The sequence below is a fragment of the Enterobacter sp. 61D5 genome, from assembly GCF_034107965.1.
Lineage (GTDB): Bacteria > Pseudomonadota > Gammaproteobacteria > Enterobacterales > Enterobacteriaceae > Enterobacter > Enterobacter cloacae_M.
Genome location: NZ_JAWNFK010000002.1, coordinates 254474 through 277509, shown reverse-complemented (window position 1 = coordinate 277509; position 23036 = coordinate 254474). Strand labels below are relative to the sequence as shown.

Genomic DNA, 23036 nt, shown 5'->3' with positions numbered 1-23036 from the left:
ACTTTATCCCAGAGCAGACACTCTTCATATTTTAAAATGTGGCTGGTAGGAAATGCCCCTGGAGAGAAAATTGTTTCCCATTCGTTACCTACACGTCGGGATATAAAGGGCTCGTAAACTAACACAGGCTCACTGATTCTAGTGCTATTCGAAACTCCAAAACAGGGTGCATTTTTTTCCACCTTAACAGTTAAACTCTGAAACTGAGCAGGGTGGGATATGCAGGCGCTACATGATAATACAATGGGTATAACCGTTAACGCTCTTTCCATCGCAAATACACGCCGAATAGTGAACCAATCATAATGACCGGGGAAAATTCCCCGGCCACATACGCAATTACGCTTCTTTGTTTTCTTTGATGTTCCAGCCAGCGCTGCTTTCAGCGCCTTTACCACCAGACGTGGTCTGCTCCCAGTACTGCTGTTTCACTTTCGCAGCCTGGAATGCATAGGTCACACCAACGGTATCGCCGTTGTCAGCACCGGTGTACTGAACAGAGGTGACCAGCACATCTTCCAGCGTGATGCGGGAGTATTCCACCTGCTGGCCGCCGGCTTTACAGACGGACAGCTCAACTTTGGTCAGGTGTTTACCGCTGGCGCAGTGTTTCAGGATAGCGGTGGTAGATTTGTCGATCAGCGCGTTAACGTGCAGGTCGTTAAAGTTAACTTTACCGGCACCGCCGCCACCGCCAACGCTCATATTACCTGGCTGGGAAGCGCCCCAGGAGAAGGAGGTAATATCAGTCCAGCCGGTGTGGTTAGAATCTTTAGATTCGCCCGTAACACCCTCGACCTTCAGAAACATATCAATAGCCATAATATCTACTCTTCGTGGATGAACAATATTGCTTTCGAAAAAGCACTTATATGGCAAACAGGAAAGCATGGGGCTGAATAAAACCGTCCATATTTTACCTCTGCCTCACATCAAATGACCCGTGTCATTTGACAGTCTTACATTCCCCCTGAATAAACGGAAAGAATGTGAAGTCTTTTACTACTGCGGGTTATCCTGAATCCAGGTGCGGTCAGGATCGCCAATGATGACTTGCGGAACCAGTTTGTTCAGTTCGTCGCTATGATAAAGACGTAGACAGTTTAAGGTTACGCCTTTGACATCGGGTTTTCGCTCTGAATGAAAACCATTAATTTGATTTTTATATTTTCCGATGAGGGCATTCACTTTATCCGTGCCATTTTCAGCATCAAAAGGTATCCACTCAATAAATGCGCTCGCACTTCGGGCCGCATCAGCAGAAAACTGGCTGCCTTTATCTGCCACCTGAGCAAGACAGCGCGCCAGAACTAAATCTTTTAAAACCTGCCGGTATGTTTGCTGCTGATAAAAATCATCGTGAGGGTTATCACCGCGAGCAGAAAAACATAAGCAAGTGAGCAAAAGAAATGCTGTCTTTAGATATCTGAATGAAATTATTTTAATTCCCAAAACCAGATTTCCTGACAGTAGGGAAAGCAATCGGAGTTACATATAAACGAATTATTACTCAGAGGCTCGATAAGGTCGATATGACCACCGCCATATCCATCAATTTTATTGAAGAAAACAACACCTTTTCGGCCCAACATTGAGCGCGCACCCGCCTCGCGATCGGTAAAGATTTCTGCCTTGCCAAACACATGTGATTTATAAAGTTGATCGGCAAGTAATTTTGCGCCAGGTTCGATTGTTTTTCCTTTATAGGGACCCGACTTTATGGGTAAACGGCCTGAGAATTCTACATTACATTTTAACAATGCCAGACTCATTCTTACCGCACAGGTATTTTCGTATGCCGGTTGCTGCTTGATAATCGTTGAATAATCGTAGCCAATTTCTGAGAAGACCTGTTCACCCGAGGCAAAACCCGCGCGCGTATGATTCGAAGAGTAATGCTGACGTTTCAGCTGTTCGTATAATGGTCTCATTTATCACTCTCCTTTTTGCACGGGCGTAATTCTTTCATTCCATCAATGATAATTTTTGAAGCGTGTTCTTCGCCTTGCTGTTTTGATAAGTTCGCAAAACGAGAATAGAGGAACTCATGGATAGTATTTGGCAAAAAAGGCCTGCCCTTGCACCATGCAGTGCCCTCAGATGCGTCGACTACGCCGAGAAGATACATATTTGCCTTAATGCGTTCACGTTCATTCGTTTTCGACAGCCAGGCTTTAGCGAAACGCTCTGCACTCAAATTTAAATCGTATCCCGTTAACAACGTCGGATCGCGTTGGAAGTTTGATGTGTCATCCTGCGGCAATGCTTCCGCTTGAGGGTATTTATAATTTCCAGCGTCCGCGCTTGCCAGAGTAGAAGCTGCCAGCAAACTGGTTGCGATTAAAAGTATATGTTTCACCGTATATCCTTATTCACTGACAGAAATAAGCTAAGCTCTTACGCTCAAATTGCCGGCCCCTCCAGGGCCGGCACCCATCATCACGCGTCTTTCGTCTTCAGCGACGGCAGTTTAGATACCAGACGCAGGGAAACGGTCAGGCCTTCCAGCTGGTAGTGAGGACGCAGGAAGAACTTCGCGGCGTAGTAGCCCGGGTTGTCTTCAATCTCCTGCACCTGCACTTCCGCAGCGGCCAGCGGTTTACGGGACTTGGTCTCCTGAGAGGAGTTCGCCGGGTCACCGTCGACGTAGTTCATGACCCAGTCGTTCAGCCAGCGCTCCATCTCTTCGCGCTCGCGGAAGGAGCCGATTTTGTCGCGCACGATGCACTTCAGGTAGTGGGCAAAGCGGCAGCAGGCGAACAGGTACGGCAGACGAGACGCCAGACGCGCGTTGGCGGTGGCGTCCGGGTCGTGGTACTCGGCCGGTTTCTGCAGCGACTGCGCGCCGATGAAAGCGGCAAAGTCGGAGTTTTTGCGGTGAACCAGCGGCATAAAGCCGTTTTTCGCAAGTTCAGCTTCGCGACGATCGCTGATGGCGATCTCGGTCGGGCATTTCATGTCCACGCCGCCGTCATCGCTCGGGAAGGTGTGGCACGGCAGGTTTTCCACCGCCCCGCCGGACTCCACGCCGCGAATTGAGGTGCACCAGCCGTACTCTTTGAAGGAGCGGTTGATGTTGGCGGCCATCGCATACGCGGCGTTCGCCCAGGAGTAGCTGTTGTGGTTCGCGCCGTCGGTCTGCTCTTCGAAATCAAAGCTGTCGACCGGGTTGGTGCGAATGCCGTAGGGCAGGCGCGACAGGAAGCGCGGCATCACCAGGCCCAGATAGCGGGCATCTTCGGATTCACGCAGCGAACGCCAGGCGGCGTATTCGGTGTTCTGGAAGATCTTGGTCAGATCGCGCGGGTTAGCCAGCTCCTGCCAGGACTCCATCTGCATCACGCCCGGTGCGGTACCGGTGATAAACGGACAGTGCGCCGCAGAGCCGATGCGCGCCATTTCGCCCAGCAGCTCAACGTCCTGCGGGCTGTGGTCGAAGTAGTAGTCGCCCACGATGCAGCCAAACGGCTCGCCGCCGAACTGACCGTACTCCTGCTCGTAGATTTTCTTGAAGATCGGGCTCTGGTCCCAGCCCACGCCCTTGAAGCGCTTCAGGGTGCGGCCCAGCTCCTGCTTGGAGATGCTCATAAAGCGGATCTTCAGCATCTCGTCAGTTTCAGTGTTGTTCACCAGGTAGCTCAGACCGCGCCAGGCGCTCTCCAGCTTCTGAAACTCTTCGTGGTGAATGATCTGGTTTACCTGCTGCGACAGCTGCTCGTCGATACCGGCGATCAGGTTCTGAATGGTGCGGTAGGTGTCGTTGGAGAAAGTAACGGTGTTTTCCAGCGCCTGCTGCGCCAGAGTTTTAACCGCGCTTTCTACGGCAGAACGGGCCTGATCGGTTTTTGGGCGGAACTCTTTGTTCAGCAGCGCGCTGAACTCATCCTGGCTGAACGCCTGACCCGCCTGCTGCTCATGTTGTTGAGTCTGGTTGCTCATCGATTATTCCTCGCTACCTTTCGCGCTTTCGTCATTTTTAGGCAACTGGCTCAGGGATTTGAGCAGCGTCGGATCCTGCAGAATTTTAGCGATCAGCTCTTCCGCACCGTTTTTGCCGTCCATATAGGTCAGCAGGTTGGAGAGCTGGGTACGCGCTTCCAGCAGCTTGTTCAGCGGCTCGACCTTGCGGGCCACCGCATCCGGCAGGAAGTCGTCCATGCTGTCGAAGGTCAGATCCACGTTGAGCTTACCTTCGCCGGTCAGGGTGTTATCCACCTGGAACGCCACGCGCGGCTTCAGCGCCTTCATGCGTTCGTCAAAGTTGTCGATGTCGATTTCGAGGAATTTACGCTCGTCGACGGCCGGCAGATTTTCAACCGGTTTACCGACCAGATCGGCCATGACGCCCATCACAAACGGCAGCTGAATCTTACGTTCTGCACCGTAGATCTCTACGTCGTACTCGATCTGCACGCGGGGGGCACGGTTACGTGCGATGAATTTCTGCCCACTGTTACTCATTGCCATGATGTTCTCCATCAAAGATGCGCGGTGAAGGTGAAACGGCAGGCTCCATGCCTGTCGTCATAATGCCTGGACGCGTTATTCGCGGCGCCCAAAGATGTTTTCAAGTTGGTTAACGCCGTCTGGCGCCAGGTCGCGAATAATGTCCATAAAGTTAAGTTCTGACAGCCGCTGCACCCGTTCAATCATCAGCGGTGCAGGGTGGCTCGGTTCGTACTGCGCAAAATACTGCTTCGCTTTTTCCAGCATCAGCTGCGCGTCGGCGCGGCTGGTGACCTGCACGCTGCGCCAGTCGGTCACCGGCTGAACGGGCTGCGCTGCCGTCGACTGCTGCTCGGCCTGGGGTTCTGCCTGCGCCTCACGGCTCGGCAGCAGCTTGCTGATGTCGGTTACCTGACACGCGCTGGCGACCAGTCCGACGGTTTTCAGCAGCTGCTCCATCTCGGGCACGCCGCTTTCACCGAGATGCCCGGTGAGAAGCTCGCGAATCGCCAGCAGACGTTCGTTAATGACGATAACCGCGGCGGTTCCCGGCTGGTCGCCGCGGGCCAGCTCGTCAATCAGCCGTGGACGGCCGCCGGGATAGTCCGGACATTCCGTTTTGCTGCCGTCCAGCAGGGCCTGGGCATCCCGGAGCGAAATTTCATCGCCGTTTGACCGCAGCAGCGAGGCGTTTCGCACGGCGACGGTGAGGTCGGATTTATCGCTCAGCCCTGCCAGGGCGTTAATACGATAGAACGGATCGGTTTCGCCATACTCTTCCAGCAGCGGATAGAGCGTCTCCCAGTAACGGGCGATCGCCTCCTGCACCAGCAACAATCCGTCCGCGTAGCCCGCAAGCCCGCGGCGGCGCGTCCAGGCATGGGTTAACGCCAGCAGTACGCGAAGGTCTTTGGTGCGGGTCAGCAGGCTGGTGGCGTATTTTTCCACCGTGTTCCAGTCAGCGGGCTCTGCCGGGATAATGGTGTCGCCAAACTGCTGTTCCGCTTTCCCTTGACTGGCCTGATTCATGATCTGAAAGTCGGCGTCGTACTCCAGGTTTTCGCCGCAGGGTTTTTCGGGACTGATTGGCGCGAGAAATTCTTCAATATTCATGAGATCCCTGCTTATTCAAACATGGGCGGATAAAGACCGTGACGCCCCGGACGGGCGCCCCCTGCCGGGTCGAACAGCAGGGTGAAAAGCTGCCCGGTAAAGTTACCGCTGTGCACGTGGGTGTACAGCGGGTAGCCGTCGCAGCGGTTGGTCCACCAGTAGCTGGTCTGACGCAGCGGATCAAAACACTCGGCCGCCTGAGGCCAGCCCAGCGTGCTCTGGCCGTCCTCGTCATAGCCAATTACATCAAGGATGTCGGAACGCTTTTGCGGCTCGACGGGCTGCGGCGCCGGGATGGTCATCAGCATCTCATCCAGCTGCGAGGCGGAAAAACTGTTGCGCACCGCGTGCAGCCCCAGGCGCCCAATCTGCTGGTACCAGCTTTCGGCCTGGCTGAGCAGGCTGGTCGACCACTCTGACGGGGCGAAGCTCAGCTGAAGGCAAACCGGATACTGGCGGCCAACGCTGTCGCGGCCGGGCAGCAGGCAGCCCATCTGGATCATCTGGCTGCCCAGCATGGGCGGCACCACGAAATTCCAGACTGGCGCTTTGTGAAACTGGCGCTCGCCGCTGCGCTGCTCTTCCTGCTGCCAGGCCAGCAGACCGACCTGGAACCAGTGTGACCACTGGCGCTGTAAAGTGTCAGGAAAGCGACGCTGCAAAAAATCTCCGGCGCTGGGTAACTTGCCATACCAGCTGTAGCGGTTCATCGCAGGGGTATTCGTCATACGGCTGTCCTTGCGGTTATGGGCATGAGAAACGGGGAAGCTGGAACGGGTTACGAATGCTGTTTGGCGCAAACTCCAGCGTGACCTGATGTCCGTCGACGCTGAAGGTGGCCTGACGGCTCAGGCTACCCGCGCCCGGGCTGGTGCTCGCTTTATCAAAGAAGCGGTTGAGCGCCCAGGCGCCGTTGGTGACCAGCGTCGCCGTGCTGCCGTTCGCCAGCCCCAGCTGCATGCGTACCTGGTTGGTGCCGCCCGGCCCCGGCCAGTTCATGATCTGCACGGCCTGCGGGCCGTGGCTGTAGCGCAGCAGCTGGCCGTCGACGTCCAGCGTCAGGTTCAGAATGGAGTTATCCATTCGCACGGTGCGAACCGTCACCTTGAAGGACGGCGTCGTGGCGCCATTAGCAAAGAAAGCGTCGCGAATCGACTGGGCCTGCTGGAATGGTCTCAGCAGCCCTTCGCTTCCCGGCAGCGTTTTCCCGTCGATGCCCGGCATAAAGCGCCAGTTTGCCTGCGTGGTATCCACTTTATTGGTCAGATTGTCGCGGAAGAAAGCGTCCATCAGCCCGGTTCCCGGCGCAAACATGCGCGCGAGATCGTCAGGGGTGACCTCAGTGCTGGCGCTGCGCACCAGCGGGTAGCGACCGGCGATCGCCTGACGGCAGAATCCGCCCACCTCAACGTTAATACGCTTCCGCACGTTTTCGAGGTCGCGGCGCTGGGTATCGCTGCTGGCGCCCACCGCCATATTGCTGAACATGGTTTGCAGCCCGCCCGGCAGGCGACCGGCGCTGGCCTGCAGGCGGCTGATCGCCTCGCCGCCCGGTGCCGGCATGCCGCTGTTGGCCGCGTCCTGGACGGCGGTCAGGTAGCGGTAGAGCTCATCCACCTGCTTGAGAAAATCATCAAACACGATGGTCTTGCCGCCCTTCTCCAGCGGCTGCGCCAGTTCAATCATCGGCGCGTAGTGGTCTGTGACCAGCTGTTCCGGCGCCTGGGTGACCACGGCGGCCTGGGTCGGCGCAGCGTCATTGTTGCTGAACAGCGCTTCTAGCGTGCGGGTGGCGCGGTTGCTCTGCGCCTGCGCTTTATCCGCATCTTCCGGCGCTGGCGCATTGCGTGACAGCGTCAGGACCTGGCTCAGGTTCTGCACCAGGCGGCGCAGCGGCGAGCTGGCGCCGGAGAGCAGGCGCGCGGTGTTGATGCGCTGGGAAAGATCGGCGCTGTTATTGAGCTGAATGTCGGCGAGGAAGCGATCCCAGTTAGCGATAAAGTCGCGCATGTAGAGCTGGCGCACGGCGTTATCGATCTGCTGTTTATCCTCCTGCGCCGTCGCGGCCCCCAGCACCCAGGCGTCGTCCTCATGCAGGGCGGTGGTGACGCTGTCAATCTGGCCGTTAAAGCTTTTCCAGTAGCCGTCCGGCGTATAGAGACCCGGTACGCCCTCGCTCACCGGCTTGCCGCTTTTACGCGAAAACACCAGCTCGCTCTGCGGTCCGCCCAGGTCGGAAAGGGAGACCGGCTTGAGGTTGTCATCATGCTCCAGCAGGCGTTTGAGACGACCGTATACGCGCGTGGAGAGCGGCTGCTGGCCGATCATCGCTCTTTCGCGCGCAACCAGGGATTCATCCTGCGCGTACGGCGAGGCCTGAATTTTCGGTTCCACCAGCTGCGTCAGGTGCCATTCAAGCTGCTGCAGCTGCGCCTTCGTGACGTTCTGCGGCAGATTTCGCTGCAGATTGAGCATCACCCACGAATGCAGGAATTTACCGTCATAGTGCTTCGGCTGATACAGCATCTGGTAGGCTTTCAGCGCCTCGTAGCTGTATTCCACGTCGCTGCCGTTGTCGTTGCGCAGCCAGGTGGTGATGTGCATGGCAACGGCAGGCAACAGCATCTGATCCAGCGCTTTCTGGTACAGCGACTGCGAGGCATCGCTGACGTCATCCCCGCGATAGAGACCCATACGGCGGGATACGGGCGGATCGTTCACATCAAACGCGTCGCTTTTCGGCAGGTCAACCAGACCGTTCAGCAGCGGCAGCAGATCGAACAGGTCACGCTGGGTCTGGTTCTGCAGCGCCTTGCTCTGCTGGTCCAGCAGCGGCACCTTCGCATCCACCTCTTCCAGATAGGCCTTGTTTTTGGCATAGCTGGTCAGCCACAGACCGCCGAGGATAATCAGCAGGGCCAGCAGCGCCGCGTAGCCGGACCAGATCACCGCCCGGTTGCGCAGCTCCCACCAGCGGTTTTCGCCCGCGATCCCGGCTTCCTGGAAGATGACGTTTTGCAGCAGGTTCTTAATGAAGAAACTCTGACCTTTTGCCCCCGGGATCGGCGCTTCTTTGCTGACCGAATCCCAGTTACCCGCCTCTCCCCCTTCCGGCAGCGACAGCGCGCGGTTCAGTTCGCCCATCACGCGGTCGAACGGCATGCCTTCCTGCGTCCCGCTGGCGAAGTAGATCCCGCGCGGAGAGAACTCGGTTTCGAAGTTGGAGCGGGCGAAGACCGTGCTCAGGTAGTCCGCCAGCAGCGGACGCAGCGCGGCGAACTCCTGCGGGAAGAGATACGCTTCTGCGCGGGTTTTCGCATCATGCTCTTTCAGCATGGTTTCCGGCAGCCCGGCATCGAGGCGCTGCTGCAGGAGGGAAAACTCCTGCTGGAAGTTGCCCATCAGGTCGTAATCGGCGTGTTTGGTTTGCTCCCAAGGCAGCGTAAAGCCCCAGATCTGGTCGCGCTGCGCTTTGTCGTAGTCGGCAAACCAGGCGCGGAAGCCTTTAAGCAGGTCGGCCTTGGTCACCATCACGTAGACAGGGAAGCGAATACCCAGCTGTTCATGCAGCTCGGACAGACGCTGGCGCAGGTTCACCGCCTGCTGGCGGGACGCCTCGGCGGACTGGGTGAGCAGGTCAGAAATGCTGATGGTGATGATAACGCCGTTGATCGGCTGGCGGCGGCGATACTTACGCAGTAACCCCATGAACTCCAGCCATTCGCCGGCGTCCTGCACCTGCTCGCTCTCCTGGGTGGTATAGCGGCCCGCCGTGTCCAGCAGCACCGCTTCATTGGTAAACCACCAGTCGCAGTTACGCGTGCCGCCAATGCCCCGCAGCGCGGTTTTACCGAAGCGATCGGCCAGCGGGAACTGCAGCCCGGAGTTAACCAGCGCCGTGGTTTTACCGGAGCCCGGCGCGCCGATAATGACGTACCACGGCAGCTGATAGAGATATTGCGTGCTGAAGCGCTGCGTCCACTGGGCGCCCTGGCCCGCTTTGCTGAAGTGCGCTTTTTTCAGCATCTGCGCGGCTTCATCAAAGCGGCTGGCGAGGATCTGCTCCTCGCTGTTCAGCCGCTTCTGCGGGTCCGCCGCTTCCGGGCTGGCGGTGTTCTCTTTGAGCTTGTCCATCAGCTTGCGGTTCAGCCAGGCATTGTACAGGCGCGGCAGAATGTGGCCCTGCGCCCAGAGCAGATAGACCACGGCAATGCTGATAATGCGGTTCTGTTCAGACTCAAGCGGTCGGGTGTCTACGATGGACAACAGGGGACCAATCATCCAGATCACCGCCGCAAGCGCCGTTACGCCGAGGAAGCTCCACAGAATGCGGTTGGTCAAAATGGAAAGAAGTGTAGTCAGCATCCTTAGTTTCCTTGCGGCAATCCGTTCAGCTCGGCCTGAGTGTTTTCAGGCGACACCAGCAGAGTAATTTCCACACGGCGGTTACGGGCGCGGTTTTCAGGCGTCGTGTTCGGCACCACCGGGTTAATCTCGCCCCGCCCTTCCGCTTTCACGCGGCCAGGCTGAGAGAGGCTTCCCTGCAGCATTTTCTGTACCGAGCGGGCGCGTTCCAGAGAGAGTTCATAGTTCGAGGCAAAGCGCGCGCTGCGGATCGGCACGTTGTCGCTGTAGCCCACCACCAGAATTTTGCCGCTGACGTTATTCATCGCCTGCGCAATGCGGTTGATGACCGGTTCATAGCGGTCACGCACGACGGTAGAGGCGGAGGCAAACAGCCCGTCGCCCTTCAGGATCACGACGCTGCGATCCGCTTCGTCTTTCACCGCGACCAGGCCAGCCTCGATTTCAGGCTTCAGGAAGCCGCGCAGGTTCAGCACCGCCGGTAGCTGACGGGCCGGCTGCTGAATAGTGGTTTCCGGCAGCTGGGACTGGTAAATCTTCGCCAGCACCGGGTTGGTGTTATCGCCAAGGCGCCAGTTAAGCACGATATAAAACAGGCAGGCGATAAACCCGGCCAGCGCCACGCAGGCCCACAGGGGAACCATCGGCCGCCAGAGCTTGCGCAGCACCGGACGATCTTCCGGATGGGGAGAAAGCGGCGGCGGATAGCTGCCGCGCACGCCGCGGATCATCTGCCACAGCCGCTGCTTGATGGTTTCAAGCTGCGTGCGGCCATTATCCAGCACCCGATAGCGTCCTTCGAAGCCCAGCAGCAGGCAGTAGTTGATCATCTCCAGCAGCAGAATATGCTCGCGCGGGTTCTGCGACAGGCGCGCCAGCAGCTGGAAGAACTTCTCACCGCCCCAGGTTTCGTTATGGAAGGTCACCAGCAGACCGTTGCTTGACCAGACGCCGCTGCTGCCCCAGGGGGTGAGCGCGGCGGCCTCATCGAGCGCCGTACACAGGCAGTAACGCGCCCCGACGATCACTTCGTAGGGCAGCCCCGCCTGCTGGCAGCGGACTTCGAAACGGCGAATCTCATCGATCAGGCGCTGGCGTAACGCCACCTGATCGTCATGGGATACCGAATGACGGATCTGCGGAATCGCGTTGAGCAGCGGATTGGCGGCCGCCACCAGCTGATTGTTGCTACTGGCCCCGGTAAACGCGGCATCACTGCCGGTGTCCTGTCGTTCCTGCATATTAAGCGCTCGCTTTATTATTCTGTCGGGCTACGGATGGCCCAAAACTCCATATCCAGCCCCGGGAACTCCCCTGCAAGATGCAGGGCGAATGCGCCGGACTTATCCATCTCGTGCCACAGCTCGCTGCCCTTCTCCAGTTCAAAGTAGCTGTAGCCGGCATGCCACGGGATCTGCGGCGGCGCAACGGGCATGGCGCGCAGCATAATGCCCGGCAGCTGAAGCTGAACCAGATCGCGGATTTTCGAGACCGGCGCAACCTTCATCTGCGCCGGGAAATGGGTTTGCAGGTGTTCGCCTGGCACATTAGCTTTTACCGCCAGCACGAAGCCGAACTCGCGCACCATGCTGGTTTCAGGCACCGTGGCGATGTTCAGGCCGTGGGAGCGTTCGTTAAGCGGCAGCTGAATCGCGTGGTCTTCCATCACCAGCGACAGTCCCTGACGCAGCATCAGCATCAGTTTGCTGAAGCAGTTAGCCAGATCGTCATGATCGTAAATCGGCAGCACGCTTTCGGCGGTACGCTGCGACGTCCAGGTGGCGAGCTCGGTCGCAAACGGCAGCCAGCTGCGCCAGAGCGTTTCCGGATGCAGCAGCGGGAGGGTTTTTAAATGAGAAACCTCGCCCAGATGACGGTTAACCAGCGACAGCAGCGTGAACTCAATCAGTTCGGAGGTGTTAAAGCGGCCTGGCTGACGCAGACGGCCGCCAATTTGCTGGCTGCGCTGGACCAGCAGACCGTGCAGATCGTTGATCATGCTGTAGATCTGCGGGCTATTGTTGGCGTTGAGCATCGGCGGGATATAGCTGTTATCGAGCCGCACGTGGTTGTCGTTACGTTTCTCCGTCACAAACGCCACGCCGATGGCGGTCCATTCCGCCGTGAGGTCTTTTTCCAGCATCAGAGTCAGACGCAGACGACCAAACTGGACGGTGGCATCCCCCACCGACATGGCGTTGTCGTCTTCCACCTCTTGCTCGAAAGCGATGAATCGCGCCAGCGAGGCCGGCTCTTCGCTAAAAATCACCTCTTCTCTCTCGCCGCGACGAACCGGCAGCGCGAGCACCACTTTTTCGTTGGTGAGATTGTCAGGAATTTTCAGCGGTGCAGGGCCGTTGCGCCCGTTACGCACCTGGAAAAAGGTGCCGTCCGGCAGCAAGCCGCTGCAGTAGCTCAGGGCAATGCATCCCTGACGAAGCATCGCTTCATCCAGTTCAACGTCAAGAAAGCCCCAGAGATATGACCGCTGTAGCGCACCCCATTCACGAACATGGTTGAGCAGATAGCTTTCAGTCCGCTGAAAATGGTGTGGACGCAGGAACATGCCTTCGGTCCAGACGACCTTTTCTGCTTTCGTCATGATGATGTGTTTCCTGTGTTGAAGCGCGTTACTGGCTGATGACCCGAATGCCGTTCACGTCGAGAAAAACGTTGGCCTGAAGTTCATCCGCGGACCATTTCCAGAACTGGTAGATATGATTTTCGCCAGGCACAGGCAGAGGGAGTGAAACGCGCCATTTTTTGCCATCCAGCATCTGATACTCCGCCATCACGCCGATGTAGCGGGCCTCCGGAGAGCTTTGCCCGCTGAGGGTTTTGGACAGCTGTCCTGGCATCAGGAAGAACACGTCGCTGTTCAGCAGATTCGCGCCAAGCGTGGCTGACGCGTTGTTCTGCAGGGAGTAGAAGTCGCTGGACATGAAATCCGCATCGGATTTCAGCAGCAGCACCCGGACCTTAAGCGGCGCAGATTCATTGATTTGTGGATGAGCCTGAAACTGCAGATTGTAGCGGGAGGGGTCGCTGTGTGAAGACGACGTACAACCACTGATCAGGGCGAAAATCACCGCGTAAAAGAATAACCACAGCTTATGAAAATTTTTATTATTCATAAAAATGCGCTCATGCAAGCCGTTTAGTTCAGGATCCAGGTACCGTTAGCGCTGTCTTTGCAGGCTTTGCTGTTGCCATCGACGTCGACACAGGTCGCTTTTTTACGCGCCTTCGGACGAATGGCCTGTTTACGCACGGCCGCATCATACAGGTCGGCTTTGATCACGGCGCGCATCGGGACGTAACCAATCAGCTGATCGTTACCTTCATCAGCAAGCGCCATCCAGTAGTGTTCAACCTGCCCCAGCACCACGTACGTTTTTCCGGTGTCGAGAGTGCGAATAACTTTGCCGCCGAAGTCAGGACGGCTCATCAGGGAGGCCGGATACATGGCGCGATACGGTTCGTTGACCGGGTTGAACTCCGCCGGTGGCGTCACAGCGTGACGGTGGGTTAAGGTCACGCCGTTGACCTGGCTGGTCTCGATCATATCGTCGTTGATCACAGGTTTCTGCGGCGCTTTACAGCCCGCCACCGCCATTACAAACAGAAGTGAAAACAGTACGCGCATTTTCATATGCTTTTCCGTAGCGATATTTCGATGATGAAGATAAGGGGGTGAAGTTTGACTTAGGTGCTATTGTTAAAATAGCCAGGATATTTTCGGGGCGTTACTATTTTAAGGGCATAGCTACCGCACGAGCCCTTCAGAATAAGGCCCAGTGTCTTCCTGACATATTTTGACAAACGGTAAACAAGTTTACATGAGCTTCGTCTCAATTCAATATTTACCGGTACGTAACTGTTGGTAAATGAAGCAGTCGGAAAATTATAGGATTAATCCTATGAAAAAACCCGATACGACCTACGCCCTTTTATTTCTTAGCCACACAACATTACAAGCATATGTTTTATATAAGAAAAACACAAAAGAGAACCACTTTCATTAACGCAATACGGCTATTATCGCCACTACCATAATTAGTAGAATTCGCGGATTGGTGAGGTCAGAAGAATATATGAACCATGAATTATTTGTTGCACTAACAGGGTATCTTTAATTCTAATTGTAATTTACGATTAGAATGAATCTGTATCGCTTATGCTGCGCGGCGTTAATTTCACGGCTCAAAATAACTTTATATTTCACGATGTGATAATTACCCTGTCAGGCATAAATTCCATCCATTAATCATTAAGCCTGAGTTAACCTTCCCGTCATTATCGCAACCGAAAAATGTACGCAATCCCCTGCCAGCCGCGAGTATTGCCTATTTTTACCTCTCACAGACTTCATTCGAAACTTTATTACTGCTACATCCTCTCCTGCTCGCCCCATCTATCTTGCCTACCGTTTGATAGATAAGATTTATTATTAAAATGATAAAATTTCGTTATAATTTCTTTAAATATTTAAGCATCAGATCTGATAAATCGCTGTAATAAAAAGAATTTAAGATAAAGCATTTTTCCGCACCGCATGCGCGTAGCCATCCGGTCGTCATTGCTTTCACTTATTGTCCTTTGCAGCGTTTTTACGGGTTCAGACGTTGTGTGACCGAAGAAATCAGGAGTTGGTATGAATAAGAAAAGACGCGCAGTTCCCGGAATCAGGCACTATGACGGTCCTGCCGGAGGCTGGGGGGCGTTAAAAGCCACCGCCATCGCGGTGCGTACCCAAATGGATACCTTTGATGCCCCCGCGACGCTGCTGCGCACCAACCAGCCTGACGGCTTTGACTGTCCGGGCTGCGCATGGCCTGATAAAGAGCACAAATCGACGTTCCAGTTCTGCGAGAACGGCGCCAAAGCCGTGACCTGGGAAGCCACCAGCAAACGCGTTACCCCCGCGTTTCTGGCGGAAAACAGCGTCGCTTCGCTGCTGGCAAAAACGGACTTTGAACTGGAAGGCTACGGTCGACTGACGCATCCCCTGCGCTATGATCGGGCAAGCGATACCTTCCGGCCCGTCGACTGGGAAGAGGCGTTTCAACGCATCGGCGAAGTATTGTGCGGGCTCGAACCGGACCAGGTCGAGTTCTATACCTCCGGACGCGCCTCTAACGAAGCGGCGTATCTGTTCCAGCTCTTCGCCCGCGAATACGGCACCAATAACTTCCCCGACTGCTCGAATATGTGTCACGAGGCCACCAGCGTCGGTTTGCCGCGTTCGATTGGCATCGGGAAAGGCACAGTCTCGCTGGACGACTTCGATAAGACCGAGCTGGTGATCTCCATCGGCCACAACCCCGGCACCAACCATCCGCGAATGATGGGGACTCTCCATGAGCTGGCCCGTCGCAACGTGCCGATTATCGTCTTTAACCCGCTGCGCGAACGCGCCCTCGAACGCTTCGCCGACCCGCAAAGCGTGATTGAAATGGCGACCTACGGCTCAACGGATATCGCCTCGACCTATTTCCAGGTGAGGGCCGGGGGCGATGCCGCCGCGCTGAAAGGCATTGCCAAACATCTGCTGGAAATGGAGGCCGAACGCGGTGACGTGCTCGACCATGCGTTTATTGCCGAACACACCCAAGGCATTGAGGACTTCACCGCCGATATCGCGCAAACCCGCTGGGATGAGATCGAGCGCGAGTCGGGCCTGAACCAGGCGGCGCTCAAAAAGGTCGCCGACGCCTATGCGAAATCGAATGCCACCATCATTACCTACGGGATGGGCATTACCCAGCACAATAAAGGTACGGCAAACGTCCGCCTGATCGCTGACCTGCTGCTGCTGCGCGGGAATATCGGCAAGCCCGGCGCGGGTATCTGCCCCCTGCGCGGCCACTCTAACGTTCAGGGAAACCGCACCGTCGGGATCAGCGAGAAGCCTACCCCGGCCTTCCTGAACCGTCTGAAGGACGTTTTCGGCTTTGAGCCGCCGTCTCGCCACGGACACGATGCGGTGCAGGCCACGCAGGCGATGATCGACGGCCGCGCGAAGGCGCTCATCTGCCTCGGGGGGAATTTTGCCGTCGCGATGCCCGATCACGAGCGGGGTTTTCCGGCGATGGGTAACCTGGATTTGAGCGTGCACGTTGGCACCAAGCTGAACCGTACCCATCTGCTGGTGGGCAAAGAGACCTTTATTTTCCCGTGTCTCGGCCGCACCGAGCTGGATATTCAGGCCACCGGCCGTCAGTCCATTACCGTTGAAGATTCCATGTCGATGGTGCACGCCTCGTCCGGCAAGCTGAAGCCTGCCTCGCCGTTGCTTCGGTCAGAACCGGCTATCGTCGCCGGCATGGCGAAAGCCACGCTGCCGGAAACCCGCGTGGACTGGCTAACGCTGGTTGAGGATTACGACCGCATCCGCGATCTGATCGAGCAGACCATTCCGGGCTTTGAGAACTACAACGCGCGGATCCGCGTTCCCGGCGGCTTCCGCATGCCGCTGCCGCCAACGCAACGCATCTGGCCAACGGCGACGGGGAAAGCGATGTTCTCGGTGTTCGACGGCGTTCACGAGAACGCCAGCGGCGAAGGTGAGCACGTTCTGCGCCTGATCACGCTGCGCAGCCACGACCAGTACAACACCACCATTTACGCCCTGGACGACCGCTACCGCGGCGTGTTTGGCCGCCGCGACGTGCTTTTTATGAACGAAGACGATATGGCACAGTCAGGCCTGGAACACGGCGACCGCGTGGATATCGAAACCGCTCTCCCCGGCAGCGTTCAGCGTCTGAAAGACATTACCGTGGTGGCGTACAACATCGCGCCGGGCACCGTCGGCGCCTATTACCCGGAGGCCAACGTGCTGGTGCCGCTTGATTATCTGGATAAGGACAGCGGTACGCCGTCGTATAAATCCGTTCCGGTTCGCATCACCCTGCGCTCGAAAGAGATCCGCATGCTGTAAGGCTGTTCGCGCAGAGAAAAAGATGGATATTAAACAGTTAAAATATTTAATCGCGCTCGACGAGACCCGCCATTTTGGCAAGGCGGCCTCGCAGTGCAACATCACCCAGCCGACCCTCTCCATGCGCATCCGCAGCCTGGAAGAGGAGCTGGGGCTGGTGCTGATTGTACGCGGGCAGCGCTTTGAAGGGTTTACGCCGGAGGGTGAACGCATCCTCGCGTGGGCCCGCGCCCTGCTTGCCGCGCACGACGGGTTACAGGCGGAAGCCGCGCTGTGCAAAGGCCAGGTGGTAGGCGAATTACGTCTGGGGATGGTGCCGCTGGCGAGCGTGGATCCGATGATCTTTATTCGCCTGCTGACGCAAAAATACCCGGAGCTGACCTATAGCCTCTATTCCATGTCCTCCGCGCAGATTGCCGACGGCGTCAGCCGCAATCAGCTTGAGCTGGGAATTTGCTACCTCAACAGCATCGACACCAGCCTGTTTGACGTTATCCAGCTGCCAAAAACGAAGATGGGCCTGCTGCACGACGTCCGCCATTTTCAGCTCGGCCAGGCAACGCTGACCTGGCACGACCTGACGGATTTTCCGCTGGGCTTCCTGACCAAAGGGATGCATTATCGGGCGCACATGGAGGCCGGCTTTAAATCTGCCGGCATCGAACCGACGTCCGTTTTCGAGAGCGACTCTACGTTCCAGATCATTCAGGCGGTTCAGAGCGGCGTGTGCTGCGCCGTCATGCCGCTGAACAACGGGCTGGAGGCACTGAACAGCAACTTCAGGATTGTCCCCATCGCCGACGCGAACATTGAGGCTCCCGTCGGCCTGATTATGCGCGGGCAGAAGCCCGTCTCCTCGCTGGCGCTGCGCTGTTTTACCGACGCGCAGGAGATTTATCACGCGGACAATGAGGCGTAGGCCTCGCGCGTCACCACGCTAAAACCGTCGATCAGCACCGCGTCGCGCACCTCCCGGTATTCCGGCGCATCCACCAGCTCGTGAAGCGCATCGCGAATGGCGTTAAGCGTTTCAGGCGAGGTGTTAGGCGAAGCGATCAGCGGCAGTCCCGGCGTCAGCGGGGTATGGTCAATGATCGCCAGCCCCGCAAGCCGTTCCGGCTCATGGCGCTGCAGCAGTGCCCAGGTGACACAGTCGATGGCCGCGATATCCCCTGCCCCGCGTTTCACATCAATCAGCGACTGGCGATGGCTGCCGCTGAAGGACGTTTGCGCGAAAAAGGGACCGCCGCTCGCCAGGGAAGTCACTATTTTTCGCAGCGCATTGTAGCCGGACTGGGAATCCGCAGAATTACAGACCGCCCGACGTCCGCGAAAATCCGCCAGCGTGAGGTGCCCATCCTCCTCGCGCACCACCAGAAAGCTGCGGTACTGGCTCCCTTCGCAGCCCGGTGCCGCGTAGTGAAAACAGCCGACCACCTGCACGTCCGGGAGCTGCGTGACCAGCGGGTAACCGCAGGTCTGGCTGAGGATAAGCGCAGGCTGTTTCCAGTGGGTCAGCAGATCGGACTCCGGCCAGCCGGGATCGCGATCGACGGACACACCTCGCGCGGCCAGCAGCCCCTTTACCGCCAGCCAGAGCGCGCGGGTGTCGGCGCGATCCACGGCATACATGGGAAACGCAAGCAGGTTACTCATACCCTTCCCCCTGTTGTTTTGCGGGGTGAACCGTGACGTCGACGGGTCTGGCCCAGAACTGACGCAGCCATTCACCGTAGCCCCTGACGAGAAAACCGTGGTTTCGCTGCTGGTACGCCTCCCGGTTTTGCTCGTAGATGGCCTTCAGCCCGTACCAGGGAACGCCCGGCAGATCGTGATGTACTGAATGGTAGTTGAGATTCAAAAACAGCACCCGCCAGAACAGCCCCGCCTCATTAATAACGGAGCGCGCCAGCGGATCGTCCGCCGCGCGATGTTCGAAAAACGATCGGATCTTGGTCAGCGAAAGCGCCGGATAGCTGACCGCCAGCACAAACCAGACGGGTGAAAAACCGGTACGCGTCATCCAGGCAAAGAGCGCCACCAGCAGCAAAACGTGAACCAGCCACATCGCCATCGCCCGCAGGTGAAGGTGACGAAATGCCGCCACGGCGCTGCCCAGCGTCTGCAGGATATCCAGCAGCGGGGCCAGCACCAGCCGCCCGGCGAAGGTATTCCGGGCGCGGATTGTACGCTTCTGCCAGGGGGAAAAGCGCGCCCAGCTCTCGTCGGTAAAATAGTACGACTCCGGGTCATCCACCGGATGAGTCAGGCTATGGTGCCGATGATGGGCAAGATGGGAGTCCCGGTACAGGCCATACGGATACCAGACCGCCAGCGGGAGCGTGCCAAACAGCTGGTTGAGCCAGGCAAAACGCGTGGGGTGCCCGTGGATCAGCTCATGCTGCAGGGACATGTACCAGGCGGTAAACCCGATGAGCAGCAGCGTGGCGGGCAGCAGGCCGAGCGTATGCCAGAACGCCAGCGTGGCAAACCAGCCTGCATAAATAGTGATAATCAACAGCCACGTGGGCAGTTCGCTTCGCCATAAAAAACCCGATGCAAGATGGCGGATTTGTTCGCGTTGTTGCGGATGTAAATAGAGGGAGCTTCGTTGACTCATTCCTTCAGACGCCGTTTCGCCAGAGACAGAGCCCTGACGATCGGGGATAACGCCTGAAATAACAAAGAACTTAAATCGCTTTGCTTTGCCAGAAACGTGGAGCACTCGCGCTGCTTGACTTATTCTGTGATAAAGGTACTTTTCAGGACATGAAGAAAATCCTGATTATTGTTCCCGACGGCGGCATGCTGTTTGAAGCCGCCGGTATCGCCGACATTCTGATGCAGGCCAACCGGCTGCATCCGGAAGGGCTTGCGCAGCCGCGCTACCGGATTATCATCGCCACCACCCAGCCTCACCAGGTGATCCACGGCCAGTCCGGCCTGAACCTGCTGGCGGACTATCGTCTGCCGGAGCTGGATCCGCGTGAACCGCTGGATACCATTATCATCACCGGGCGCGGCATGAACGAGCTGGAGAGCACGGCGGTGGTGGACTGGCTGCACCTCGCTGCGCCGCATGCCCAGCGGGTAGCCTCTATCTGCGGCGGCGCGATGCTGCTGGCCCAGACCGGCCTGCTGGACGGTCGCAGGGCGACCACCCACTGGCGGCTGCTGGAGACGATGCAAACCCAGTATCCGGCTATCCACGTCGAAGGCGGTCCGCTGTATATTCAGGATGGCCCCATCTGGACCTCCGGCGGCGTGAGCTCCGGGTTCGATCTGACCCTGGCGCTGGTGGAAGACGATTACGGATTTACCCTCGCCCGCGACGTGGCGCAGGATATGGTGATGTATCTGCGCCGCCCCGGCGGCCAGCTGCAGTTCAGCCGTTACAGCCTGCAGCAGCCCGGCACATCGGGCCCGATAAGCGAACTGCAAACCTGGATCCTGCAGAACCTCACCGCCGACCTGTGCGTGGAAAATCTGGCCGAGAAAGCGGCAATGAGCCCGCGTAATTTCACCCGCGTGTTTACCCGCGAGGCCGGAGTCTCTCCGGCCCGCTACGTGACCGAAGCGCGTCTGGCCGCCGCCCGCCAGCTGCTTGAGCAGACCCATGACTCCCTGGAGCGCGTTGCCGAGCAAAGCGGGTTTGGCACCAGCATTAACCTGCGCCGCATCTTTGAGAAACAGCTTCACCTCACGCCAGGCGAGTACCGCCAGCGCTTCCACTGCCGCAAGATGGCGTAATCTGATCCTTTTTTGTCGTTTACGCCAAACGGCCCGACGCCTACAGTGACTCCAGACAACAGAGATAAGGAGTGCACCATGGTTAAGGTCGGTATTAACGGTTTCGGCCGTATCGGACGTAATTTCCTGCGCGCGGCGCTGGGCAACCCGGATCTGCAGATTGTGGCCATTAACGATCTGACGGACAGTAAAACCCTCGCCCACCTGCTGAAACATGATTCCCTTCTGGGCACGCTTCCCGCGCCCGTTGAAGCGGCAGACGGCGCGCTGCAGGTAGACGGGCAGCGGATCACCGTATTTAGCGAACGCGATCCGGCGAATATCCCGTGGCGCGACGTCGGCGTTGACGTGGTGATTGAGGCCACCGGCTTCTTTACCGAGCGGGAAAAAGCGGCGGTGCATATCACCCACGGCGGCGCTAAGCGCGTCATCATTTCCGCCCCAGGAAAAAACGACGACCTGACGATTGTGATCGGGGTTAATCACGAGCAGTACGATCCTGCCCGTCACGCGGTGGTGAGTAACGGGAGCTGCACCACGAACGGCCTGGCGCCGGCCGCTCAGGTGCTGCATCAGCAGTTCGGGATTGAGCATGGCCTGATGAACACCACGCATGCCTACACCAACAGCCAGGCGCTGCACGATCAGCCGGAGAAAGACCTGCGCGGCGCGCGCGCGGCGGCGCTGTCGATTGTGCCTTACTCAAGCGGCGCGGCAAAAGCGCTGGGGAAAGTGATCCCATCCCTTGACGGCAAACTGACCGGGTACTCCCTGCGCGTGCCGGTGCCGGTGGTGTCGATTGTAGATTTAACGGTAACGCTGAGCCGTAACGTAACCGCCGAAGAGGTGAACGAGGCGTTCCGCAACGCGGCCGCCAGCGGGCCACTGAAAGGTATTTTGGGCTATAGCGATGAACCGCTGGTCTCCAGCGATTACCAGGGCGACCCACGCTCCTCAATTATCGACGGGCTTTCCACGCTGGTGATTGGCGGGAACATGGTGAAGATCCTGGCGTGGTACGACAACGAGTGGGGCTTCTCTAACCGCCTGGTTGATCTGGCGGTGTGGATGGATAAGAAAGGTCTGTAAGTCTTACCGTTATGCCGGGTGGCGCTTGCGCTCACCCGGCAAATAATTCACTCCGCCTTCACTTTTACTCCCATAAACACAATCACCATCGCCGTTACCAGTAAAAGACCGCTGCCCGCGAATACGCCGCTGGCACCGTTGAGATCAAATACCGCCCCGCCCCCGGCCGCACCGGCACTGATTGCCAGCTGAATTGAGGCCACCAGCAGCCCGCCTGCACTTTCGGCTTCATCCGGAACGGTGGTAGCAAGCCAGGTTGACCAGCCCACCGGAACCAGACCAAATGCAAAGCCCCACAGCGCGACCAGGAACCCATCCAGCATCGCCAGATGACCAAACGCCACCATCGTGAGCGCAAGAACGCCCATTGCAAACGGCACCAGCGCCAGCGTCAGGCGCAGATTTCGTGCCAGCAGATGCCCGGCAACGGAGGTGCCGACAAAGTTGGCAAGCCCAAAGCCCAGCAGGATCAGCGAAATGGTCTCAACGCTCGCCTGCCCCACCGTTTCCAGGAACGGGCGCAGGTAGGTAAAGAAGGCGAAATGACCGCTGAAGATCAGGATGGTCGCCAGCATGCCGCCGATCATCCCTGGACGACGCAGCACGCGGAACAGCGTACTCAGGCTGCCACTGCTCTCCGGCTTCATGGACGGCAGGACCCAAAGCTGCCACAGCAGCGCCAGCATGCTCGGCAGAATGCAGAGAACAAAGACGTTGCGCCAGCCGATCAGGCTGCCCAGATAGCTGCCGAGCGGCGCCGCGACCACCGTGGCAATCGATACGCTGGAGAAGATCACCGCCAGCGCCTTCGGCACTTTATCTGCCGGAACCAGACGCATCGTGGTCGCCGTCGACATCGCCCAGAATCCCCCGATGGCGATCCCCAGCAGCAGGCGGCCCATCAGCAGGACGTGCAGATTGGGCGCAAAGGCTACCAGCAGGCTGGAGATAATTTGCAGCACCGAGAAAAACATCAGCACCCAGCGGCGATCGATGCTTTTAGTCGCCGGCGTAATCAGCAGTCCGGTTACCAGCGCCACCAGCGCGGTGGCGGTGACGGCCTGTCCGGCCATTCCCTCACTCACCCCCAGGCTCGCGGCCATCGGCGTTAACAGGCTGGCGGGCAGAAATTCTGCCGTAATCAAACCAAACACCCCGAGCCCCAGTGAATAGACGGCCCGCCAGGCGGGTTTTGCAGGCGCTACCGCCTCGCTCGCCGCGACACATGAATTCATCTGTTTTTCTCCCGTTATAAAAATGTGACAACTGTCGCAAAAGCATAGAAGGTTCACCCTGGACGATCTATGACATATAATCTCCACTTATTGAT

20 protein-coding genes are annotated in these 23036 nt (G+C 57.7%); 4 read left to right on the top strand and 16 right to left on the bottom strand.

The features are described 5' to 3' along the window. Positions 1-339: 339 nt before the first annotated feature. The 13 genes from UTM25_RS01525 to UTM25_RS01465 form a co-directional block, all read right to left on the bottom strand. Entirely contained in the window at positions 340-822 is a 483-nt protein-coding gene (locus UTM25_RS01525; RefSeq protein ID WP_008502640.1) for an Hcp family type VI secretion system effector, read from the bottom strand. Between the two features lie 180 nt (positions 823-1002). Continuing rightward, complete coding sequence (locus tag UTM25_RS01520) at positions 1003-1452, bottom strand: T6SS amidase immunity protein Tai4 family protein (RefSeq protein ID WP_414146742.1); 450 nt, start codon at positions 1450-1452, stop codon at positions 1003-1005. After that, positions 1437-1931, bottom strand: a complete 495-nt coding sequence (locus UTM25_RS01515; protein ID WP_194399483.1) for a T6SS effector amidase Tae4 family protein — start codon at positions 1929-1931, stop codon at positions 1437-1439. The genes UTM25_RS01520 and UTM25_RS01515 overlap by 16 nt, the downstream gene beginning before the upstream one ends. After that, a complete protein-coding gene (locus UTM25_RS01510) occupies positions 1928-2359 on the bottom strand; it encodes a Rap1a/Tai family immunity protein (RefSeq protein WP_194399484.1) in 432 nt (143 codons plus the stop codon). Before UTM25_RS01510 ends, UTM25_RS01515 begins: the two co-directional genes overlap by 4 nt. A gap of 80 nt (positions 2360-2439) precedes the next feature. Next, positions 2440-3939: a type VI secretion system contractile sheath large subunit gene (gene tssC, locus UTM25_RS01505; protein WP_014884232.1), complete on the bottom strand. Its 1500-nt coding sequence runs from the start codon at positions 3937-3939 to the stop codon at positions 2440-2442. A gap of 3 nt (positions 3940-3942) precedes the next feature. Further along, positions 3943-4467, bottom strand: coding sequence for a type VI secretion system contractile sheath small subunit (tssB, locus tag UTM25_RS01500; RefSeq protein ID WP_008502644.1), 525 nt, complete (start codon positions 4465-4467; stop codon positions 3943-3945). Between the two features lie 75 nt (positions 4468-4542). After that, positions 4543-5559: a type VI secretion system protein TssA gene (gene tssA / locus UTM25_RS01495; RefSeq protein ID WP_126795749.1), complete on the bottom strand. Its 1017-nt coding sequence runs from the start codon at positions 5557-5559 to the stop codon at positions 4543-4545. Between the two features lie 11 nt (positions 5560-5570). Then, the gene (tagF, locus tag UTM25_RS01490; RefSeq protein ID WP_023312158.1) at positions 5571-6287 is read right to left on the bottom strand and encodes a type VI secretion system-associated protein TagF; all 717 of its coding nucleotides are present in this window, start codon (positions 6285-6287) and stop codon (positions 5571-5573) included. 16 nt (positions 6288-6303) lie between these two features. Further along, the gene (gene tssM / locus UTM25_RS01485; protein ID WP_194399485.1) at positions 6304-9924 is read right to left on the bottom strand and encodes a type VI secretion system membrane subunit TssM; all 3621 of its coding nucleotides are present in this window, start codon (positions 9922-9924) and stop codon (positions 6304-6306) included. A 2-nt stretch (positions 9925-9926) separates the two neighbouring features. After that, on the bottom strand, positions 9927-11165 hold the full coding sequence (locus tag UTM25_RS01480) for a DotU family type VI secretion system protein (protein ID WP_194399486.1): 1239 nt from the start codon (positions 11163-11165) through the stop codon (positions 9927-9929). 17 nt (positions 11166-11182) lie between these two features. Continuing rightward, a complete protein-coding gene (gene tssK, locus UTM25_RS01475) occupies positions 11183-12526 on the bottom strand; it encodes a type VI secretion system baseplate subunit TssK (RefSeq protein ID WP_024909829.1) in 1344 nt (447 codons plus the stop codon). A gap of 28 nt (positions 12527-12554) precedes the next feature. Next, positions 12555-13058, bottom strand: coding sequence for a type VI secretion system lipoprotein TssJ (gene tssJ / locus UTM25_RS01470; RefSeq protein ID WP_194399487.1), 504 nt, complete (start codon positions 13056-13058; stop codon positions 12555-12557). A gap of 23 nt (positions 13059-13081) precedes the next feature. Beyond that, the gene (locus UTM25_RS01465) at positions 13082-13576 is read right to left on the bottom strand and encodes an SH3 domain-containing protein (RefSeq protein WP_194399488.1); all 495 of its coding nucleotides are present in this window, start codon (positions 13574-13576) and stop codon (positions 13082-13084) included. Between the two features lie 1002 nt (positions 13577-14578). Here UTM25_RS01465 and UTM25_RS01460 point away from each other — a divergent pair. After that, a complete protein-coding gene (locus UTM25_RS01460; RefSeq protein ID WP_194399489.1) occupies positions 14579-16867 on the top strand; it encodes an FdhF/YdeP family oxidoreductase in 2289 nt (762 codons plus the stop codon). Positions 16868-16889: 22 nt separating this feature from the next. Then, positions 16890-17786 (top strand): LysR family transcriptional regulator, encoded by an 897-nt coding sequence (locus UTM25_RS01455; protein ID WP_194399490.1) that lies wholly within the window; start codon positions 16890-16892, stop codon positions 17784-17786. Here UTM25_RS01455 and UTM25_RS01450 read toward each other — a convergent pair. Next, the gene (locus UTM25_RS01450; protein ID WP_194399491.1) at positions 17765-18523 is read right to left on the bottom strand and encodes a phosphate/phosphite/phosphonate ABC transporter substrate-binding protein; all 759 of its coding nucleotides are present in this window, start codon (positions 18521-18523) and stop codon (positions 17765-17767) included. The genes UTM25_RS01455 and UTM25_RS01450 overlap by 22 nt on opposite strands. Continuing rightward, the gene (locus tag UTM25_RS01445; protein WP_194399492.1) at positions 18516-19487 is read right to left on the bottom strand and encodes a fatty acid desaturase; all 972 of its coding nucleotides are present in this window, start codon (positions 19485-19487) and stop codon (positions 18516-18518) included. Before UTM25_RS01445 ends, UTM25_RS01450 begins: the two co-directional genes overlap by 8 nt. Positions 19488-19636: 149 nt before the next feature. Between UTM25_RS01445 and UTM25_RS01440 the strand changes: the two genes are divergently transcribed. Together UTM25_RS01440 and gap are read left to right on the top strand one after the other, a co-directional pair. Further along, positions 19637-20617, top strand: a complete 981-nt coding sequence (locus UTM25_RS01440) for a GlxA family transcriptional regulator (protein WP_194399493.1) — start codon at positions 19637-19639, stop codon at positions 20615-20617. A 78-nt stretch (positions 20618-20695) separates the two neighbouring features. Further along, positions 20696-21706: a type I glyceraldehyde-3-phosphate dehydrogenase gene (gene gap / locus UTM25_RS01435; RefSeq protein WP_194399494.1), complete on the top strand. Its 1011-nt coding sequence runs from the start codon at positions 20696-20698 to the stop codon at positions 21704-21706. Between the two features lie 47 nt (positions 21707-21753). On the opposite strand, the gene UTM25_RS01430 is transcribed toward gap, so the two are convergent. Further along, positions 21754-22941 (bottom strand): MFS transporter, encoded by a 1188-nt coding sequence (locus UTM25_RS01430; RefSeq protein ID WP_033145809.1) that lies wholly within the window; start codon positions 22939-22941, stop codon positions 21754-21756. Positions 22942-23036 lie beyond the last annotated feature (95 nt).

Excerpts from the sequence above, each read along its gene's own strand:
- UTM25_RS01525 (WP_008502640.1), bottom strand. The coding sequence starts at position 822 with ATGGCTATTGATATGTTTCTGAAGGTCGAGGGTGTTACGGGCGAATCT.
- UTM25_RS01515 (WP_194399483.1), bottom strand. The coding sequence starts at position 1,931 with ATGAGACCATTATACGAACAGCTGAAACGTCAGCATTACTCTTCGAAT.
- tssC (WP_014884232.1), bottom strand. The coding sequence starts at position 3,939 with ATGAGCAACCAGACTCAACAACATGAGCAGCAGGCGGGTCAGGCGTTC.
- tssB (WP_008502644.1), bottom strand. The coding sequence starts at position 4,467 with ATGGCAATGAGTAACAGTGGGCAGAAATTCATCGCACGTAACCGTGCC.
- tssA (WP_126795749.1), bottom strand. The coding sequence starts at position 5,559 with ATGAATATTGAAGAATTTCTCGCGCCAATCAGTCCCGAAAAACCCTGC.
- tagF (WP_023312158.1), bottom strand. The coding sequence starts at position 6,287 with ATGACGAATACCCCTGCGATGAACCGCTACAGCTGGTATGGCAAGTTA.
- tssM (WP_194399485.1), bottom strand. The coding sequence starts at position 9,924 with ATGCTGACTACACTTCTTTCCATTTTGACCAACCGCATTCTGTGGAGC.
- UTM25_RS01480 (WP_194399486.1), bottom strand. The coding sequence starts at position 11,165 with ATGCAGGAACGACAGGACACCGGCAGTGATGCCGCGTTTACCGGGGCC.
- tssK (WP_024909829.1), bottom strand. The coding sequence starts at position 12,526 with ATGACGAAAGCAGAAAAGGTCGTCTGGACCGAAGGCATGTTCCTGCGT.
- tssJ (WP_194399487.1), bottom strand. The coding sequence starts at position 13,058 with ATGAATAATAAAAATTTTCATAAGCTGTGGTTATTCTTTTACGCGGTG.
- UTM25_RS01465 (WP_194399488.1), bottom strand. The coding sequence starts at position 13,576 with ATGAAAATGCGCGTACTGTTTTCACTTCTGTTTGTAATGGCGGTGGCG.
- UTM25_RS01460 (WP_194399489.1), top strand. The coding sequence starts at position 14,579 with ATGAATAAGAAAAGACGCGCAGTTCCCGGAATCAGGCACTATGACGGT.
- UTM25_RS01455 (WP_194399490.1), top strand. The coding sequence starts at position 16,890 with ATGGATATTAAACAGTTAAAATATTTAATCGCGCTCGACGAGACCCGC.
- UTM25_RS01450 (WP_194399491.1), bottom strand. The coding sequence starts at position 18,523 with ATGAGTAACCTGCTTGCGTTTCCCATGTATGCCGTGGATCGCGCCGAC.
- UTM25_RS01445 (WP_194399492.1), bottom strand. The coding sequence starts at position 19,487 with ATGAGTCAACGAAGCTCCCTCTATTTACATCCGCAACAACGCGAACAA.
- UTM25_RS01440 (WP_194399493.1), top strand. The coding sequence starts at position 19,637 with ATGAAGAAAATCCTGATTATTGTTCCCGACGGCGGCATGCTGTTTGAA.
- gap (WP_194399494.1), top strand. The coding sequence starts at position 20,696 with ATGGTTAAGGTCGGTATTAACGGTTTCGGCCGTATCGGACGTAATTTC.
- UTM25_RS01430 (WP_033145809.1), bottom strand. The coding sequence starts at position 22,941 with ATGAATTCATGTGTCGCGGCGAGCGAGGCGGTAGCGCCTGCAAAACCC.